The 17725-nt window shown below is 36.6% G+C and carries 16 protein-coding genes; 5 read left to right on the forward strand and 11 right to left on the reverse strand.

Annotated elements, in window-relative coordinates:
* Positions 1-5: 5 nt before the first annotated feature.
* The 6 genes from ACMAYX_RS05375 to ACMAYX_RS05400 form a co-directional block, all read right to left on the reverse strand.
* Entirely contained in the window at positions 6-530 is a 525-nt protein-coding gene (locus ACMAYX_RS05375) for an FMN-binding protein (RefSeq protein WP_412462902.1), read from the reverse strand.
* The gene (locus tag ACMAYX_RS05380; RefSeq protein ID WP_103216540.1) at positions 518-1630 is read right to left on the reverse strand and encodes a hypothetical protein; all 1113 of its coding nucleotides are present in this window, start codon (positions 1628-1630) and stop codon (positions 518-520) included. Before ACMAYX_RS05380 ends, ACMAYX_RS05375 begins: the two co-directional genes overlap by 13 nt.
* A 91-nt stretch (positions 1631-1721) precedes the next feature.
* Positions 1722-2642: a DUF368 domain-containing protein gene (locus ACMAYX_RS05385; protein ID WP_412471650.1), complete on the reverse strand. Its 921-nt coding sequence runs from the start codon at positions 2640-2642 to the stop codon at positions 1722-1724.
* Between the two features lie 5 nt (positions 2643-2647).
* A complete protein-coding gene (gene topA / locus ACMAYX_RS05390; RefSeq protein WP_412471651.1) occupies positions 2648-5173 on the reverse strand; it encodes a type I DNA topoisomerase in 2526 nt (841 codons plus the stop codon).
* A gap of 87 nt (positions 5174-5260) precedes the next feature.
* Positions 5261-7471, reverse strand: a complete 2211-nt coding sequence (locus tag ACMAYX_RS05395) for a LysM peptidoglycan-binding domain-containing protein (RefSeq protein WP_392991085.1) — start codon at positions 7469-7471, stop codon at positions 5261-5263.
* An 8-nt stretch (positions 7472-7479) separates the two neighbouring features.
* On the reverse strand, positions 7480-8208 hold the full coding sequence (locus ACMAYX_RS05400; protein ID WP_103216536.1) for a tetratricopeptide repeat protein: 729 nt from the start codon (positions 8206-8208) through the stop codon (positions 7480-7482).
* Between the two features lie 142 nt (positions 8209-8350).
* On the opposite strand from ACMAYX_RS05400, the gene ACMAYX_RS05405 reads away from it, so the two are divergent.
* The 3 genes from ACMAYX_RS05405 (at position 8351) to ACMAYX_RS05415 (ending at position 11100) form a co-directional block, all read left to right on the forward strand.
* Positions 8351-8578, forward strand: a complete 228-nt coding sequence (locus ACMAYX_RS05405) for a DUF4911 domain-containing protein (protein ID WP_392991082.1) — start codon at positions 8351-8353, stop codon at positions 8576-8578.
* A 99-nt stretch (positions 8579-8677) separates the two neighbouring features.
* Positions 8678-10048 carry a hypothetical protein gene (locus ACMAYX_RS05410; RefSeq protein WP_103216534.1) on the forward strand — a complete coding sequence of 457 codons (1371 nt, stop codon included), beginning with the start codon at positions 8678-8680 and terminating at the stop codon, positions 10046-10048.
* A 98-nt stretch (positions 10049-10146) separates the two neighbouring features.
* Positions 10147-11100 (forward strand): thrombospondin type 3 repeat-containing protein, encoded by a 954-nt coding sequence (locus ACMAYX_RS05415; protein WP_103216533.1) that lies wholly within the window; start codon positions 10147-10149, stop codon positions 11098-11100.
* Here ACMAYX_RS05415 and ACMAYX_RS05420 read toward each other — a convergent pair.
* The gene (locus ACMAYX_RS05420; RefSeq protein WP_103216532.1) at positions 11090-11683 is read right to left on the reverse strand and encodes a hypothetical protein; all 594 of its coding nucleotides are present in this window, start codon (positions 11681-11683) and stop codon (positions 11090-11092) included. The genes ACMAYX_RS05415 and ACMAYX_RS05420 overlap by 11 nt on opposite strands.
* On the reverse strand, positions 11671-12768 hold the full coding sequence (locus ACMAYX_RS05425) for a hypothetical protein (protein ID WP_412471652.1): 1098 nt from the start codon (positions 12766-12768) through the stop codon (positions 11671-11673). Before ACMAYX_RS05425 ends, ACMAYX_RS05420 begins: the two co-directional genes overlap by 13 nt.
* A 163-nt stretch (positions 12769-12931) precedes the next feature.
* On the opposite strand from ACMAYX_RS05425, the gene ACMAYX_RS05430 reads away from it, so the two are divergent.
* Positions 12932-13942 (forward strand): phosphatase PAP2 family protein, encoded by a 1011-nt coding sequence (locus tag ACMAYX_RS05430; protein ID WP_103216530.1) that lies wholly within the window; start codon positions 12932-12934, stop codon positions 13940-13942.
* Between the two features lie 35 nt (positions 13943-13977).
* Here the strand turns inward: ACMAYX_RS05430 and ACMAYX_RS05435 are convergent, their stop codons facing one another.
* Genes ACMAYX_RS05435 through ACMAYX_RS05445 form a run of 3 tightly spaced genes read right to left on the reverse strand, consistent with a single transcriptional unit; the run spans position 13978 to position 16360 of the window.
* Entirely contained in the window at positions 13978-15108 is a 1131-nt protein-coding gene (locus tag ACMAYX_RS05435) for an endonuclease/exonuclease/phosphatase family protein (protein WP_103216529.1), read from the reverse strand.
* Positions 15109-15141: 33 nt separating this feature from the next.
* On the reverse strand, positions 15142-15615 hold the full coding sequence (bcp, locus tag ACMAYX_RS05440) for a thioredoxin-dependent thiol peroxidase (RefSeq protein ID WP_103216528.1): 474 nt from the start codon (positions 15613-15615) through the stop codon (positions 15142-15144).
* Positions 15616-15640: 25 nt separating this feature from the next.
* On the reverse strand, positions 15641-16360 hold the full coding sequence (locus ACMAYX_RS05445) for an MBL fold metallo-hydrolase (protein ID WP_392991075.1): 720 nt from the start codon (positions 16358-16360) through the stop codon (positions 15641-15643).
* Positions 16361-16431: 71 nt separating this feature from the next.
* Between ACMAYX_RS05445 and ACMAYX_RS05450 the strand changes: the two genes are divergently transcribed.
* Positions 16432-17688: a M48 family metallopeptidase gene (locus ACMAYX_RS05450; RefSeq protein WP_103216526.1), complete on the forward strand. Its 1257-nt coding sequence runs from the start codon at positions 16432-16434 to the stop codon at positions 17686-17688.
* Positions 17689-17725 lie beyond the last annotated feature (37 nt).

Below are 17725 nucleotides of genomic sequence, written 5' to 3' on the forward strand. Positions count from 1 at the left end.
TTAAACTAGATTATATCTTTTTGGAGATATAGCGACAACCATACTAAAAATTTTGTACTATTTGAAGAAAGCGTTGCCCCCGAAACAATATCAATTGAATCAGGCTTCTGAGATTTAAATCGAGATAGCCAATTTGATTTCACCTTATATTCTGAAGGCTCTTCAAATTTAACAATCGCTAAACTTTCAATATTATTTTTAACCACGTGAACATGGAGAACTTGATTCTTCGTTCGAACAGTATCTGTAAAGACGAAGTCATAAGACGTTTCATTCTTACATTCTCTCTTAAAAAACGAGTAAAAACGACGAATATCACGTGTAGGATACTTCGATTTGATTGTTTCAAACTCTTTATCTGTTAAGAATTTAGACTTCTCAACAAACGAACAATCAGGATACTTCTTTGAAAGAGTTTCCTTGATTCCAGCAAAAGCTTCTCCCTTCGCCAGAAATAAAAAAACAGTAAAGAGGAAAATCCCCTTTACTGCCTTTATATTGAATAGATTTGAAAATCTTAGTATTCCCATCCGATCCCGAAGTTTACTTCTTCTGATTCACCTGCATTAGATGCATTGTTTAGTTTTGTGAAATCAGCTTTGAAAGAAACTTTATCAAGTGGCTTATACATAATACCAGCTGTGATATTTTCTTTATCGTTTGCTTTATCAGCTACACCAACAGATGAGTCAACTTCATCTTGAGTGTTATAACTTTCGTATCTTACATATGGCATAATTGAGTAAGTTTTACCATGAGTAATATTGTAAGCTAGATCAACATAGTAACCTTGCATTACGTCAGCTACAACTTTTGATGTCGCTGCTGAGAATTCTTTACCATCAAGAGTTGAGTAAACATATAATGCCTTCACTGTTAGGCCTTTGTAGTTATATGCTAAATGAACATCGTAGATATTGTGCTCACCTTGTGCTGCACCGTTAGTTGTACCTACATAGATTGATGTCCCTAGATCTAGACCAAAGTCAAAACCATAGTCAACTCTAGCAACGTGTGACCAGTGACCAGCAAGAGCTTGAGCACCTTTTTGACGTCCACCACGTACACCTGTCTCAGAGAAACCATTCGTTCCATCCCAAGACTTTAGAGAGTTCATGATATAGTACTTATATTCAAGATTATTCCAAGTACCGTAGATCCCTAGACCGTTTTCACGCATTGTTGTTGGAATAATTGCATTTTCAAGTCTTGGACGCTTAACACCAATAAAACGAGTTGGCTCGTGCTCAGTGTTTACGATACCGATTGGAGTAAGTAAAAGACCTGCTTTAAAATTTAAAAGATCAGAGTGAGCATAACGAATTTCTGCAAATTCAGTATAGATTTCGTCAGCGTGCTCAATTTCGATCTCAGTCATGAAAGACCACTTATCACTAAATTGGTAACCTACGTAAAGAACATTTCTTAACGTATCCCACTGTGCCGTACCTTCACTATTGTCAGTGTAGATAATCTCACCGTAACCACCAAGGCTAACCTTTGACGAAAGGCCCTTAGCTTGCATGCTTTGCACTTCTTTTGAAAGAATATCAATTCTTCTTTCTAGCTCTTGTGTTGTAGCAGCACTAACTGTAGTTGCTGCAATTAAAGCGATAAACAACTTCTTCATTTATTCTCCTATTAAACTTTTTGTTTGAATTATCAAACGGATGTTAATGAGAATTAAATAAAAGGTCAAGTCACTAAACTAGACAATATTTTTAGTTGTTTCTATTCGCGCTACGCTCGAGAATGAAGACAAACAAGAAGCCGATGACAATTAGCGCAACAGCAAGAATATCTTCTGTTGTCAGGGCCGTTGGAAAATAAAGGCTCTCTGATAAGACCTTCGTCTTGCCACGAATCACAACAGACTTTGTCACTTCTCTCCAAGGCCAAACCTTAGATAAAGTTCCAAGAAGAATCCCTACTAAAAATGCCATTGTGCGCTCGCGGAAATTCTTCATAAAGAAGTTTAAAACCTTAGAAAAGCTCACAAGACCAGTTAAACAGCCAAGAGCAAAGACACCAATGATAATGAGAGCACCTTCTTGAAATGGATTTTTTAGAGCACCTGTTACGTATTCATACTTTCCTAAAATTAAAAGAATGAATGAACCTGAAATACCAGGAAGGATCATGGCCGTAATTCCGATAAGGCCACAAATATAAATAAACCACAAGTCAGTTGGAGTTGTTACCGGAACAAGTTGTGTAATAGCAAAACCAATAGCTCCACCTAGGGCCACCATCGCTAGGGCCACAGGGCTCTTACGATCCTTTAAGTCTCTTGCAATCACAATGATTGAAGCTGAGATTAAACCTAGAAATAATCCCCATGTAGGAACAGGGTGATAATTGATTAGATAGTGCATTAGCCTTGCTAAAGAAAGCATGGCACCGAGTATCCCTATTGCCAAAGGTATAATGAATTTTAAATCAATCTTCTCTGAAACATTTTTAAAATTTAATGTCACCACATCTTTGATAAGATTTTTATCAATGGCCGCAACAGTCTCAAGAAGCTTGTCATAAATACCAGTTATAAATGCAATTGTTCCCCCAGATACACCTGGGATTAGGTCGGCAATGCCCATAAGAAAGCCCTTGCAAAAAACAAGGGCCATATTTTTATTGATCATATTATTTACTCTTTATTCTCTTGTGCTTCTTCTTTTGCAAATGGAGTATCTTCCCAATCAACAGAGTGTTTACACTCAGGACATTGAAGCTGTTTTCCCCATCTCTTTGTTTCTTTAACGCCCATTACGCCAAATCCACAAGCAGGACAATCCATTACTTTAGGCTCATTCCAAAGAGCTGTTTCACATTCAGGATAATTCGTACATCCGTAGAAGATCTTCCCATAACGAGATTTCTTCTCAGCAAACTTTCCTTTTTTACATTTTGGACAAGTTACATCGATTGTATATGGAAGTGTCGTTTCACATTTTGGATATTCTTCACAACGAACAAAGCGACCAAACTTACCTTTTTTAACCTCAAGACGTTTTCCACACTCAGGGCACGGATCTCTAAACCAATCTTTTGGAAGTATTTCAATTTTACCGTCAAGGTGCTTTTTAAAATCGTGAGTAGAAGTACAATCCGGGTAGTTACGACAAGCAAGGAACTGACCATTACGTCCCCACTTAATCAGATACTCTCCGTCTTCACATTTTTCACAGTGAATTCCAGTTGGGATTTCTTGCTTCTTGAGGTTTTTCATTTCCTCTTTTGCTTTTTCAAGAGTCTTTTCAAAACCTTGCCAGAATTCCTTAAGTACCTTCTTCCACTTAATTTCACCGTCTTCAATCTTATCAAGTAGCTTTTCTACATTGGCCGTAAAAGCAACGTTCATGACATCTGGGAATGATTCGATAAGCATTTTACAAACAACAGTTCCAAGCTCAGTTGACATGAAACGGTTTTCAACCTTTTCAACGTAACCACGATCTTGAATATTTGAAATAATTGAAGCATATGTCGATGGACGTCCAATTCCCTGCTCTTCTAAAGCCTTAACAAGTGAGGCTTCATTAAAGCGTGGAGGAGGAGAAGTCCAATGTTCCTGCTCAGCAGGTCCATTTTTTGCTGGCATTTGTTCGCCGACCTCAATAATTGGTAGCTCACCTGTTGCCTTTGGTGTGTCGTTATCATCCTCATCATCATTTCCACCACGACGAGAAGCTTTCTCTGCAGCAGCTTCCATATAAACAGTTCTAAAACCTGGAAACTTAATGATTGAACCATTGGCCTTAAAGAAGTGACCTTCACATTCAAAAGTTACGGCCGTTTGATCAATAACAGCTTGGCTCATTTGAGAAGAGATGAATTTATTCCAAATAAGCTCATAAAGTTTTTGTTCATCTGGCTCTAAATCACCTCTTAGCTGATTTGGAGTATATTCAAGAGATGTCGGTCTGATGGCCTCGTGGGCATCTTGAACCTTACTACTTCCCTTCTTCTTATATTCAATAGGCTCCGGTGATAAATACTTTTCACCGTATTGATCTTTTACGTATTCGCGTAGTGCATTTAATGATTCAGGCTCAGTTCTAACAGAGTCCGTTCTCATATAAGTAATAAGACCGACTGTACCAAAGTCAGTTGTTGCAATCCCTTCATAAAGTTTTTGCGCAACCATCATAGTTCTTTTTGCCGTGAAGCCTAACTTATTGGCAGCTTCCTGTTGAAGCTTTGATGTCGTAAAAGGAGGTGTTGGGTTTTGTTTTCTCTCACGTTTCTTAACGTCAATTACTTCAAACTCTTTCCCATTAACATCTTTTACAATTTTTTTTGTGAACTCTTCATCAGTTAGTTCTGTTTTCTTCTTGGCATCTTCACCATAGTATTTGAATTCAAAAAGAGTTCCATTTTTTTCCATTTCACCATGGATAGAAAACCATTGCTCTGGAACAAAAGCTTTAATTTCGTCTTCTCTTTCAACAATAATTCTAAGGGCAACCGACTGAACTCGCCCAGCAGAAATACCACGTTGAACCTTATCCCAAAGGATTGGTGAAATCTTATAACCCACTAGACGATCAAGAACTCGACGAGTCTTTTGGGCATCATACATATTAACATTTAGCTCTACTGGATTCTCAACGGCATTCGTTACAGCATTCTTAGTAACGGCGTTGAAGATTACTCTTCTAATCTTTTTACGCTTACCAATTTCTTCAGCAAGATGGAATGCAATGGCCTCTCCCTCACGGTCCAAGTCGGGTGCTAGGAAGATTTCACTTGCATCTTTTGCTAATTCTTGAATTCTTTCGATTTTTGCTGCTTTACCAGCTATAGGAACAAGGTCGATCTCGAAGTTTTCTTTGATATCAACACCTAGTTTAGACTTTGGAAGGTCTTTAATGTGTCCGTTTGAGGCAACAACTTGAAAACCACGGCCAAGATATTTCTTAATCGTTTTGGCCTTTGAAGGTGATTCCACGATGACTAGTTTGTAGTCTTTTTCTTTAGATGAAGAAGCTTTCTTTGCTGTTTTTTTGGCCGTTTTTTTAGCAGCTTTCTTAGCTGTTTTTTTGGCAGTTTTTTTGGCAGTCTTCTTCTTTGTTGTTTTCTTTTTACTTGTTGTTTTTTTTGCTACTTTTTTCGAGGCCTTGTCAGAGGCAGCATTTGTTGTAGCTTCACTCACAACTTCTGATTGTGTCATGACGTTCACTTTCTCCTGTTATAAAAAAACAAGGTGCGTTACAGGAACGCACCAAGGGTATCTTAACATATTTTTTGCTAGCATAGATTAATTTGAGTCACTATTCAATAGTTCTTCAATTTCTTCGATGTCATATGGAGTCAATCCGTAAGGGTTTTCCTTAGTGTTCAGATCTTCATCCATATATTTTAGACCTTCTTGTGATTCAATTTCATTCATTGAAGGTAGTGCGTTAGGATCTTTAGCCTTCACACCTTTCTCAATTAAATTCAGGTCTTGACGCTCTAAGTAAGTATCTTCGTCGATCTTTTGCTCATTTAATTTTGTTTCAGCATCAATCAATTCTTTCTCAAGCTTCTCTAGTTCTTTAAGATCTCGAGCTTGTTCCTTAATGATCGACTTCTCTCTTTCTTGGCGTTCAAGTTCTTCAAGTTCATCCTCTTCAAGACGAATTTCATCAACTTGTTTAAGCAGATCTTCCCCAAGATTGTCTAAGTTTAGCTCAACATCAAGTTCTTCAAGAGCAAGGTTTTCTTGCTTACCAAGATTCTTTGCACGTGTGTTATTGCGTAACTGCTCGGCCATCTTTGCTGTCGCTTCAGATTTTGTCAGAGCAATATCTCCAAGATCAAGCCCTGAGTTACTATAAGAAACAACTGCCGTAGCAAAGTTATCAGTTACAGTAATAACAGTTGCCTCACCTTTTACATAAGTAGGTTGTGAACTAATTTGTTTTCCTGTTCCTCTATCCATAAAAGAGTAAACTTCAAAAACATTTCCAAGCTCAACTCCGTCAACTCGACCTCTGTCTAAATAGACAACACTTCCAAGGGCAAGCCCACGATCTTGTTGCTTATAAGAACCGATAATCGCAGCTTCAATACGACGTGGGTTATAAGTCTTAAAGATCTTAGCAATCTTTGGAGTATAAACAGTAAGCCTAGCTCCACGCTCAATTGTTTCAACAATTTCGTCAACAGCAACTTCCCACTTATTATCTTCTAACTCACGAATTGCCTTAACTTGACCAAGAATTGTATAGCGTAAACCTTCACGATCCGAGATACGGTGAGATACTTTTCCATCTGGTTGATAAATTGAAAACTTATCACCTGGCCTAACCTGTACACTCTTATCAAACTTAACGTAGATATGTTGGTCTTTGTGAATTAAAACCGACTCGTCTTGCTTATCTGAGATATAACCTAAATCTTGAATATGATTAGTTGTAAGAAAAGTATTTAAATAGAATCCATGAGAAACAGTGATCTCTTGTCTTTCAATCGAAGAAATACCATTTTTGTCATATTGAGTATCTGGCTCTTCAATAATGATACGAGAAATTGGTGGCGCATACTTTTTATAATCAGTATTTAACTCAATCTCAGTCATTGAAAGAACATCATCATAAGAAGACTCTGTTAGTGATTGAAAGAATGCACCTTTGTTTACAAGTGTCCTTCTCTCTTTTAACCAATCTGATTTTATATCGTCACCATATGCTGAGAATGCACCAGATGAAGCAACCTTAACGTTCTCAGAACGACGAACTTGACTTCCATCATCCTCAAAAGAACCAAAGGCAACTTTTGGAAAAGAACTCTCACTACCAGTAGAAAATACTAGAACTTGTCCTGGCTCAATTTCGTGTGGATTTGTAATCTGAGGGTTCATCGACCAAATTTTTGAATAATAAAAACCTGATCCAAAAAGATTTTGTGAAATCTTCCAAAGCCAGTCGCCATCTTGCACGATATACTTATCGACTTTTGCAGCTGTTGCAAGCTCATTCCACTCTTCTTCTGGAATTTTCTTTTCAACAAATTTTGCAAGATCTAGAAGCTCTTTCTCTTCCTTTCCTACATTAAAAAGATTTTTATCAATTGTTACATTTTGATTACTAACATTTTTTTGTGCAGCTTTTTCAGGCTCTACAATATCAACATTAGACTCTTGTGTTTTTGTATCAACATCTTTTGCAAGTATATCAATCTCTTCAAGATTATCTGCGTTCTCTAAATTATTAGCATCAATCTTTTTAAGATTTTCATCAGTAAGAACTTCCTCGCCAGGAAGTGTTTTCTTTTGATCACTTTTAATTGAATTTAATTCGTCTGAAAGGACTTCATCTGAAACATCCGTTTGCTGAGGCTGATCTGTTTCTTCCTCTAAAAGCATAAGAAGGTCTTTATCATCTAAAAGCTCTAGATCCTTAAGATCATCTTGCGCACGCACTTGTCCCATGCTCATGAGAAGAGATACGATACAAAAGAATAAGCTTAGATTTTTCTTCTTCAAACTATGCCCTATGCTTCACCAAAGAAATCGTGAAGGATTGAATAATACTTCTCTTTCTTCTTTGCTAATTTTAATTTATCTGTACAAACAATTAGTCTTCCTAAACTCTTAATAACAAGACCTGAAAAAGCGTGTTGTCTAAGAATTTCTTCATATAATTGCATAGCAAGATCAAATTCTTGTTGTGCAAAAAGCATTTCTGCTAGATAAAACTTTGCTCTTACTTTAATTTGGCTATGTCTTGACCCCTCAAGATCTTTTAAAATTGTTAACGATTGATCAAGGCGATTTTGGGCCATTAAACCTTCGGCCTGTTTTAAAAGATTTAATTCTTTTTGTAGAAGAACATCGTCAGTTTGTTCTTGCTTCTTTTGTGCTACCACTTCATTAGCAAAAACATCTACAGTCTCAGCAACATTATTACCTTTTGCACCTTGTAGATCATCAATCATACTCAGCTGTACTTGCTCGGCAGACTCTTTGCCACCTTTGGCCTTGTATTGCTCTGCTAAGCTTGGTGCTTTAGTATCTTTTAAAAGCTTGTCGTACTTTTCTAGAAGTTGATCGTACTGGGCCTTTGGAACCATTTGTTGTTTAGCTGCTACTTGCTTATCTTCTTCAATTGGATAGCCTTCTTCATCAAAAAGAGTTTTTCTTTTTGACCACGAACAAGATGTCGTTGCCAAAGCTAAAATTAATACTGAAGTGAGTGGAAATCTCTTCCTGAAATCTTTCACTTGTAGTCCTCCATGACTTGATAAAAGAGTGGCCTTTAATAATATTTTAGGTTACAAAGCGTTTAAGTCAATGAAATTTCGTGCATAGGCAAAGACTGCCAAGCCAAATAACTAAATAAAAAACAAACTTGTCGAGTATTTTATGAGTGAGATATTTAAAACAATTGTAAGAGTACCAAAGAAAGAATCAGCATATTTCTACTTTCAACTTGAAGCAAATGAAGGCCTATGTTTCTACTCAACAATCGAAGGCGACAAGCACGAAGGCCATCGCGACATTGTTGTTCAAGCACACCCTAGTCTTGTGCCTGAAGTTAAGTACTTACTGAATAAATTAGCTCAAGAAATTGATCTTCAATTTATTGACTAAATTTTGTACATCTACGAGAAGTTTTCAAACCCGACTAACTCAATCAAATTAAATGATATAACTCCCAAAAAACCGTAAACCAAAAAACGGAGAGAGATTATGTCACCAGCAATTAAAAAAGTTGCTAATACTACCCTATGTGTATTGGCCTGCCTTCAAATGGCATCTTGTAAGGTCGTTACCAATAAAGGCATCAACAATCATTTTAATGATTTCAAGCTAAGCCTTGAAAGCTCTGAAAAATCAAACTTATCTGACTCTAAACTTATGATGGCAAATGAGTTACAGATTAAATCTGAGCAAATTGCGAAACTCATTAATAGTGCTCCAAAGCTTGAGACATGGACTGATTCGAAACAAACTTATGGCTCTAACGATCGCAAAAGAAGAGTTCGTACAGTTGAAAAATATAATGAGAGTAAAGAGAAAATTCGTAATTGGATGAAGCAAGTAAAAGATCTAACACTTGATATTCACGCGATTACTTTTGATGCTGGAAAAGACTCTTACCGTAAAGATGAAAATAATCGTCTCATTAATACACCAGAACAAATGGCGCAGAATGAAGTTCTTGCACTCTACTCTCTTACTTATATGAGAAATCTAAGTGAAGGTTATTCAAAACGTTCAATCGGTTATATCGAAGAGATCTCTTCTGATAAAATGCAACGTTTTACTGAAAATGATGAAGCATTCAAACTTGAAGTTCTTCAACAGCATATGGCCTATATCGGAATGATGAAAATCATCGACCAAGATGCTAAGAAGACTCTTACTAAGCTAAAGGCGATGAGAGATGCAAATATTCTTTCACCAGAATTAAGTGAAAATATCAACAATCTTCTTAATACTGGGAAGCAAGAAAATGCTGAAAAACTTGAAAAATTCAGTGAGTATAAAAAAGAAGCTCTAACACAAGAGCAAAGAGCTGAATTTGATAAGGCCCTAATGACTTACGAAAATGTATTTGGAAAGAAGTCACTTTTATTTGACCCAGCGAATCCAGATCACCCTCTTATGCACCTATTTGTTGTTGCCTCAAACCTTTCTTGGGGTCTAATTAACACAATGGTTGGTGGAGCATTTGTTGCAACTAAAGTACTACTAGTTCCAGTAAGCCGTGGAGTTAACTTATTCATAAACTTCCTTGAAGCAGTAACACCATACCGTTATGCAAGAATGATTGAATTTGATCTTCCACGTATCAGAATTGCTGCTTCAAAAATGCAGATCTACGCTGACGTATGTGGACTTGGTATTGTTCCAGGTAAAATGTCTGCAGGACTTTTTGAATTAGACTTCTGCTCAGGATACCGTTTCGCTTCTGGACACGAAGCTGGTCATGCTAAACAATCGGCACTACTTGGACCTCTATACTTCCCTGCTGCGATCCTATCTTATGCACTAGTTGGTGGACATGGTGGTTTTATTGAAGCATGGGCAGATATTTGGTCAGCTCACTACCACTAAGAAATGGACTAACTAGCTAAATGATTTTCAATAAAAAAAACATATTTAAGAATTCTCTAAGGGGCCAACTCTGGCCCTTAGGGATTTTCGCTATTTCGATGCTTTTTGCAAAAAGTGCATTTTCAATAACTTTCAATCTCATTTCTATTAATGAAAAGCTTCGCTATACAATTAATCAAACTTTCATAGAAAAAGATGTGATTAGAAATGATAACTACTTCATCTTTCTCGATCAAGACTTCGATGGAATCCCAGATGCTATGGATAATGACATTGATGGTGATGGTTACGACAATATCATTGATGAATTTCCAGAGGATAAATCAAAAGTAGGAAGTGATATCAATAACAATGGCATTATCGACTTTGTTGATTTTGAGTTTAGCGACAATATTACTGACGAAGAGAGATCTGAGGCAAGTTCATTACAACTTGAGATTTATGATGATTATAATGTCCTAATCATCCCAGCTGCAGAAATTAGTTTGAAACAAATCCGTCTTGTTAAAGAGTTACTCGACATTGGCTTTACTGAGACAACGCAAAATTTAAAATTCGTCATTTTTGAAACAACACATCCAACGAACTGGCTTACAAAAGGTAAGTATGATGAAGAGTGGAAACAAGTTGTTATCTATAAAGATCAATTAAAGAATGATGAAGAAATCAATCTAACACTTACACATGAGTTCTTTCACTTTGTTCAAAAAGAAAATCCAAAGCTATATCAAGATTTCATCAGCTCTGTTGGTTGGTCTTTAAATGAAAGATACTTTACATATCAGCATAATAACGACCAACATTATCCAGAAATTAATCTTTCTGAAGCCAAACTAAGATTAACAAATACTAATGATTTATTAGTGTATGATAACTTCCCTTCTGCATACTCGACAGTTTCACCTGAAGAAATGTTTGCAGAAGCTGCAACAGCTTACCTGTATCAAGAGAATTCAAAAGAAAAAAGTTTTGAAAAGAGATTTACTAACTTTGAAGCATTCACAAAAAGTTATGCTTTCAAAATTTTTAATGATTTATTCTCTATTTTTTAAAATCACTATTTAAAACAAAACGCTCCCATTTATTCTTAATGAACCATTCAGTTACACTTTTAAATGGGGGTAAATTCTCTCGTTTTCGTGCAGCATTTAGCTTTCTTAGATCTGGCCTATAATAGGTACCGATGACCTTTCCAGAGCGCTCGATAACTTGAAACTCGTTTGAAACTGGATTGTAGCGATAAATATCATTCTTACTTCTAAATGAGATGATGTTATCATCACTAGAGCGAGCAAACTTCTCTGCATTTTTTAAGTATTGCTTATCACTTACAAAGTTAAATTCATCACCGTGCTTCTTTGCGTGCCCCACAAGAAGGCCTTTGTCTTTAAAGCCACTTGTTTTGAACCCTTTACGATAAATCATCTGTTGAAAAAACATTGGATCGATCTCAACACCTCGATCAAGAAGACTTGTCATCTCCTGTCTAATCTCGCCTTTAATTCCTCTTTGACTCATTATCTTTTGAGACTCGATCGCTCTTGTAACCTTTTCATCTAGGTCCTTGCACTTCTTTCCTGAAGCAGCAATATTGAAATTAGAAGTGATGAGTATTGATATAATTAAAGCGCGCATGCTGCATACTCCACTGTAAGGTTTACGTAATTAGCTGATGAAAGAGAATTTACCTTATCAAGACCCTCTTTATTATTTGTCGTAAGAACTTTATTAATCAATTCCCCGACTTTATCCTTTCCTAACTTTCCAACATTCTTTAACTGATCAAGAAGTTGGAGAAATTTTGCTGATGATGTCACCCTTTTTGATAAGTCCGCTAACGAAGTCATAGCATTAGCAAGACCTAGTGGACCTTTCATAATAACATTAAGAAGAACGTTAGATCCTAAATTCCCCACAAGTGCACAAACTAATTGAACTTGCGACTCAACTGACATAGCGCCAAGGGCATCCCCAAGAGCGGCCAACCTTTCATCAATTTGTGTAATGAATTCTTTTGTTGTCTCATAAGTATCGACTGCACTATTCCAAAATTTCTTTGCTGACTTAACTGGAGATTTTATAAAATTCCAAATCCCACTTCCAACATCTTGAACAAGCCCGCCAGTCCTTGCCCATGCAGCACTAAGCGCCTTCTGTACACAGCCACTTGCTTGTGACATCAGATAGTCTTTATTGAACTTATCAATTGGAGCTTGGAGATCATTGATATTAACAATCTCTTCAAGCTGATTTTCACACTCTAATGCGTGGGCCTTTGGAATAATTAGATCTAAGAGAGTGTACTTCTTAAAGCTACCTTTCTTAATCTGTTTTGCAACAAAGCCCTTTACACTTTTTACGATCTTATATTTTTCAACTTTTGAGATATTTTCAAAATAGATAGATACTGGAGTGCTATTAACATTGAAGTTTACAACCTCTCCTCTTTCAAGTTCTATAAATTTATTTAAATGATTAGAATCTGCCTCTAGTCCAAGCTTAATTAAGAACCTTTCACTTCCTTTAGTAAAAACTTGATTGGCCAAGAAGTGCTCTGAGTAGTTTTGATAAAAGCCACTGAAGTCCTGATACTCATATTCAGCAATAAGGGACTTAGCTAACCCTTTAAAATCATTCGAACGATCTTGGTATTTAAAGTCATTTGATGAATATGCACATAGGCCGTAAATAGTTAAAATTAGAATTAAAATTCCCCTCATTCAACTATTTTAACTTAATTTTATCTGTAAAAATTGAGGAAATATATTACCGCCATCTAACTGTCTAAAATTTGTAGCCCCTATGTAAATACAACAAAAACACACTAGTGATTTACCTATCAAGATATAATGGCACAAATATAATTTTGTTTAGGGAGAATTTATGAGAGGACGTAAGTTTTTAAGAATATTGGCATGCCTAGTATTCGTAATTAATGCTCAAGCCGAATGCTTAGTAGAAGATTTCTTAAGAGATGGTCACTGCCCAGGAATGGGAGAAGATAGTGTATTTCAACCTCGCTACGCCGAAGATGGAATTATTAACCGTTACGGTGAATATACTTTCGCTCCTTCTTATCAAACGCTTCCTGTTGGCCTTACAAATGGCGAGCTTGCACTGATTGGAGCAACTGCTGGTACGGCAATTTTACTATTTAATAACGATGAAGAGTTAATGCAATTTGCTCAAGACAATCGTACAGAAGTTTCAGAAGAAATTGCTTTCTGGGGTGAAAAAGCTGGAAGTTACCCTATCCAACTTTCTGCCGCAGGTTACGCTCTGGGTGTTGTTATTCAAAATGATGAGATCAAAAGAATCTCAAAAGTTGCACTTAAGGCAACTGTATTATCGGGACTAATCACAAGAGCTGCTAAGATGACTTTTAGCCGTGTTAGACCAAACAAAACAGAAGATAAGAATGATTTTACTGGATTTAATTGGGATAACGATAACGTTTCATTTCCTTCGGGACATACTACGACAGCTTTTACATTTGCGACAGTAATTGCAGAACACTACAAAGATGAATCAAAATTCATCCCTGTTCTTGCCTATACAGCAGCAGCTATTGGTGGTTGGTCACGTGTTCACGACCGTGCACACTGGGCAAGTGATGTTGCTATTGGTGCTCTTGTAGGTCACATAACAGGTAAACTAATTTATGCAAGTGAGTACAACCCAGAAAGAAACGAAAAGTGGGATATGTCGATTCACCCAGTTGTTGCTCCTGATTACGTTGGTTTTCACTTTGAATTTCGCGGAAGAAAAAAGAAAGATACTTATGCTCAAGACTTCATGAAAAAGTGTAAGGATTTCTATCAAGAGAACCCAGCTGGTGTTGATCCAGTTAGAGAATGTACAAGACTATATTTTAACAGCGTATTTGATAAATAAAAAAAGAAAGGCCCTTTTAAAGGGCCTTTCTTTTTTTAGTAATTTAATTCGAAAACAAGTGGAAAGTGATCAGAGTATCCGGCCTTAGCTTTCTTAGTTGCTAAGTGATCATAACGATTCGGTGCTGTTTGCACTTTCTTTGTCTCTACTTTAAATCCGCGATCTCTCATCTCTTCAATGTCTTCTTCATAAACACTTTGAGGTTGAGGTTGGCGAATAAAATCTGGTGCATAAATCTTGTAAGATTTTAAATCAACTCTAATAGGATGCTTATCACCTAGCATAACCTTTGGTACAAAGACGCGGTCTAAGTGATTCCACTGAGAATTTTTAGCATAGTAGTAAGTCCCCGGTGGCATTTCTTGCACTTTCTTTGCATTTGATTTTTCTGAGCGAAATACCTTTTCAACATCCACTATCGTTCCATCCTTTAAAAGAACGTCACGCATTGGGTGCTTATTGCCAGCTTCCTTTAGCTCTGGAATCGTATTGAAGTCACCGACAGCAAGAACTGATGCCTTAGCATTTTTCTTCATGATTTCATCAATTCTAGATTTTAAAGTTGTTGCCGCTGTTACTCTTGCCTCATCAGGGTTTCCTAAACTTGGCCAGTGGTTAGCAAAAACATATAAGTCATTATTTCCTAACTTAAATTGTACTTCAAAGATATTACGAGAAGGTCTCTTCTTTAAGTAATCACTCTTTAGAACATGCTCTCTTTTTGAAACATACTTGAAATCTTTTGTTTCATTAAAAAGAACAGCAAGGTCAACTCCACGGTAGTCCGGTGAATTAGATGTATAGAATTTCTTATAACCTAAAACTTTCGCAAGTTGTCCGATTACGTTTTCATTTTCAATTTCTGAAACTACTAATAAATCTGGAAGTTTTTTTCTTTCTTTAAGAACAACGTCTTTAATTTGAGATAGCTTAAGATCAAGTTTCTCTTGAGTCCAATCTGCAGAATAACATTCTTCACGACGGTACTTAGATGAAACCTTCTTACAAGCTTCAACTTTTCCTTTAGTATTCTTTGGAAGGTATGACCAGTCGTTCTTTCCTTCATCTTTTTGCGTATCGAATAAGTTTTCAACGTTATAAGACATCACTTCAATTGTTGCTGCATAAGTCGTTGAAAATAATAAAAATAAAATTAGGGCCTTCATATACTTCCTCTTCTAAAAATTCAAAGACAGAGTCTATAGATTCTCTTTAATCCAGTTAAGTACGTCTTCATGGTGTGACTTAGTTTTCACTTTATCCATTACATATTTCAGACGACCGTCTTTGCCAATAATAAAAGTCGTTCTGATAACACCCATGTATTCTTTACCCATGAATTTCTTAAGTCCCCAAACACCATACTTATCCATCGACTTGTGCTCTGGATCTGATAGAAGGTCAAAATTCAGTTTTTGTTTTTCAATAAATTTCACAAGACGTGCTGGCTCATCTGGAGACACACCCAAAACAACTGTATCGGCCTTTGCGAACTCTTTCTTATAATCACGAATACCGCAAGCTTGTGTTGTACATCCTGGTGTCATCGCCTTTGGATAGAAATAAAGAACAACGTTCTTCTCACCTTTAAAATCTTTAAGGCTTACTTTTTGCTCATCTTGGTTAAGCATTGTAAATGCTGGCGCCATATTTCCAACTTTTGGAAAACTCATATCAACTCCTTTAATTGTTTTTAATTTACCAATTATCTCTTTTCTTTCTTAAGTCTTTAATTCTTTCTTTATCACTCGTCATCAAGAAGAGGTTAACTCTCCTTTCTGTTTCAAAATTGGTTTGAAATCCAATGCTACCTTCAGATTGCACTCGCTCAAGTAACTCTTTAGCTGCCTCATTCTCTGGGTCATTGGCCAAGGTAAAGTTTAGATTGTTAATAATGTAATCATGGCCAGGCCATAAAATAACCTGATCCTCGACTCTTTCATTAAGTGCTAAAATAGTCTTAACGAAGACTTCAAGATTGCCGCCATTTTTACAATTTCCAATGCCTGCATTAAAAATCGTATCCATTGTAATGATCTCAACCTGCTTAGCTGATTCAAAAAATAGAAAGCATAAGTGGTCCATCGTGTGTCCTGGAGTCTCGATGACTTCCATTTCCCCTAATGCGGTTGAAATTCTTTCTCCATCAACGAGTATGCGGTCAATTGTTTCAAAACTATCTTTATGGCCCCAAATCTGAGCGCCATGCTCTTTTACTAATGCCTCAACACCTGCCACGTGATCATAGTGTCCATGCGAGAGTAAAATCACTGCAAGTTGACGATCATTATTGGCCAACCATTCGTTGATTAATTCGGGATAGATAGGATCAACTACAGCAACTTCTGCATTGCCCATTTCGACAATGTAGTTGTAATTGCGTAGAGGTGAATCGGTATAAATTTGGTGAACATTCATAGGCAAATACCTTTTTTTTTGTCATGATATAGAGGTCATAACAAATATAGAAGTTAAAAAAAAGGAAGCATATGGTCAATCTTACGATCGCATCAAAAGTATTTATTTCAGTCCTTTGTATCAAAGGATTAATTGAGGCTTACCTAGATAAGAGAAATATTAAACATATCGGTAAACACTTTAATGCTGTACCGGAAGAATTCGCTGACAAGATCTCACTAGAAGAGCATCAGAAAGCTGCTCGCTACACTATGGAGAAGCTTAATAAGGGACAACTGTTCAACTTCCTGGGCTATATTATTCTTGTTGTTTGGACTCTAGGTGGTGGACTTGACGCACTTAATAAATCAATTCTGACACTTGGATTATCACCGCTATTAACTGGAACGGTTTTCATTTTGGCATTCAGTTTCATTAATTCAATACTTGGCCTGCCAGAGGCCCTTTACTCAACTTTCGTTATCGAAGAAAAGTATGGATTTAACAAAACAACTTTTAAAACTTTCGTAATGGATATGATTAAAGGCTCACTGCTAGGACTAATTATCGGAACTCCACTAATCTATGGAATTCTTTGGATCATGGAATCTTTAGGACAGTATTGGTGGGCATATGCATGGGCATTTCTAAGTGTGTTCCAACTATTACTTATGTGGATTTACCCAACTTTTATCGCACCAATTTTTAATAAATTTACAGAACTTGAAGAAGGAGAGGTAAAAGAGCGAATTCTTGATCTTTTAAAGCGTGTCGATTTTGAAAGTAAGGGGCTTTTTGTGATGGATGCTTCACGTAGGAGTGGACATGGAAACGCTTATTTTACAGGCTTTGGAAAGAATAAGCGTATCGTCTTCTTTGATACTCTGATTAATACATTAAGCGCTTCAGAAGTAGAGGCCGTACTTGCTCACGAGCTAGGTCACTTCAAGCGTAAGCATATCCTTAAAATGATGATTAAAGCTTTCGTCTTCAGCTTCATTGGTCTTTTTATCCTAGGTCAGCTGATGCAAACATCATGGTTCTTCGAAATGCATGGAGTACATACAACTCAAACTTACATGGCCCTAACTCTATTTTTACTTGTTAGTGGTATCTATACTTTCTTTATTACTCCAATCTCATCTTGGGCATCGAGAAAGTATGAATTTGAAGCTGATGAATTTGCATCAATTCATTCAAATCCTCAGGAGCTTATTAACGCTCTAGTGAAGATGTATAAGGATAACGCTAGTACATTGACTCCAGATCCAGTTTACAGCTCATTTTACCACTCTCACCCACCAGCACTGACAAGGGTGAAGTTTCTAGAAACATTTATCAAAAAATAATAAATATTCAGGGTAAGTTTGGCACCGCTTAAACTTA

It is taken from the genome of Halobacteriovorax sp. RT-2-3, assembly GCF_047085075.1.
Classification (GTDB): Bacteria; Bdellovibrionota; Bacteriovoracia; order Bacteriovoracales; family Bacteriovoracaceae; genus Halobacteriovorax_A.

Bases quoted from the DNA above. Each gene is read 5' to 3' on its own strand.
- ACMAYX_RS05405 (WP_392991082.1), top strand. From the start codon at position 8,351: ATGAGTGAGATATTTAAAACAATTGTAAGAGTACCAAAGAAAGAATCA.
- ACMAYX_RS05430 (WP_103216530.1), top strand. From the start codon at position 12,932: ATGAGAGGACGTAAGTTTTTAAGAATATTGGCATGCCTAGTATTCGTA.
- ACMAYX_RS05445 (WP_392991075.1), bottom strand. From the start codon at position 16,360: ATGAATGTTCACCAAATTTATACCGATTCACCTCTACGCAATTACAAC.
- ACMAYX_RS05435 (WP_103216529.1), bottom strand. From the start codon at position 15,108: ATGAAGGCCCTAATTTTATTTTTATTATTTTCAACGACTTATGCAGCA.
- ACMAYX_RS05380 (WP_103216540.1), bottom strand. From the start codon at position 1,630: ATGAAGAAGTTGTTTATCGCTTTAATTGCAGCAACTACAGTTAGTGCT.
- ACMAYX_RS05450 (WP_103216526.1), top strand. From the start codon at position 16,432: ATGGTCAATCTTACGATCGCATCAAAAGTATTTATTTCAGTCCTTTGT.
- ACMAYX_RS05410 (WP_103216534.1), top strand. From the start codon at position 8,678: ATGTCACCAGCAATTAAAAAAGTTGCTAATACTACCCTATGTGTATTG.
- ACMAYX_RS05375 (WP_412462902.1), bottom strand. From the start codon at position 530: ATGGGAATACTAAGATTTTCAAATCTATTCAATATAAAGGCAGTAAAG.
- ACMAYX_RS05385 (WP_412471650.1), bottom strand. From the start codon at position 2,642: ATGATCAATAAAAATATGGCCCTTGTTTTTTGCAAGGGCTTTCTTATG.
- ACMAYX_RS05420 (WP_103216532.1), bottom strand. From the start codon at position 11,683: ATGCGCGCTTTAATTATATCAATACTCATCACTTCTAATTTCAATATT.
- ACMAYX_RS05415 (WP_103216533.1), top strand. From the start codon at position 10,147: ATGCTTTTTGCAAAAAGTGCATTTTCAATAACTTTCAATCTCATTTCT.
- ACMAYX_RS05425 (WP_412471652.1), bottom strand. From the start codon at position 12,768: ATGAGGGGAATTTTAATTCTAATTTTAACTATTTACGGCCTATGTGCA.
- topA (WP_412471651.1), bottom strand. From the start codon at position 5,173: ATGACACAATCAGAAGTTGTGAGTGAAGCTACAACAAATGCTGCCTCT.
- bcp (WP_103216528.1), bottom strand. From the start codon at position 15,615: ATGAGTTTTCCAAAAGTTGGAAATATGGCGCCAGCATTTACAATGCTT.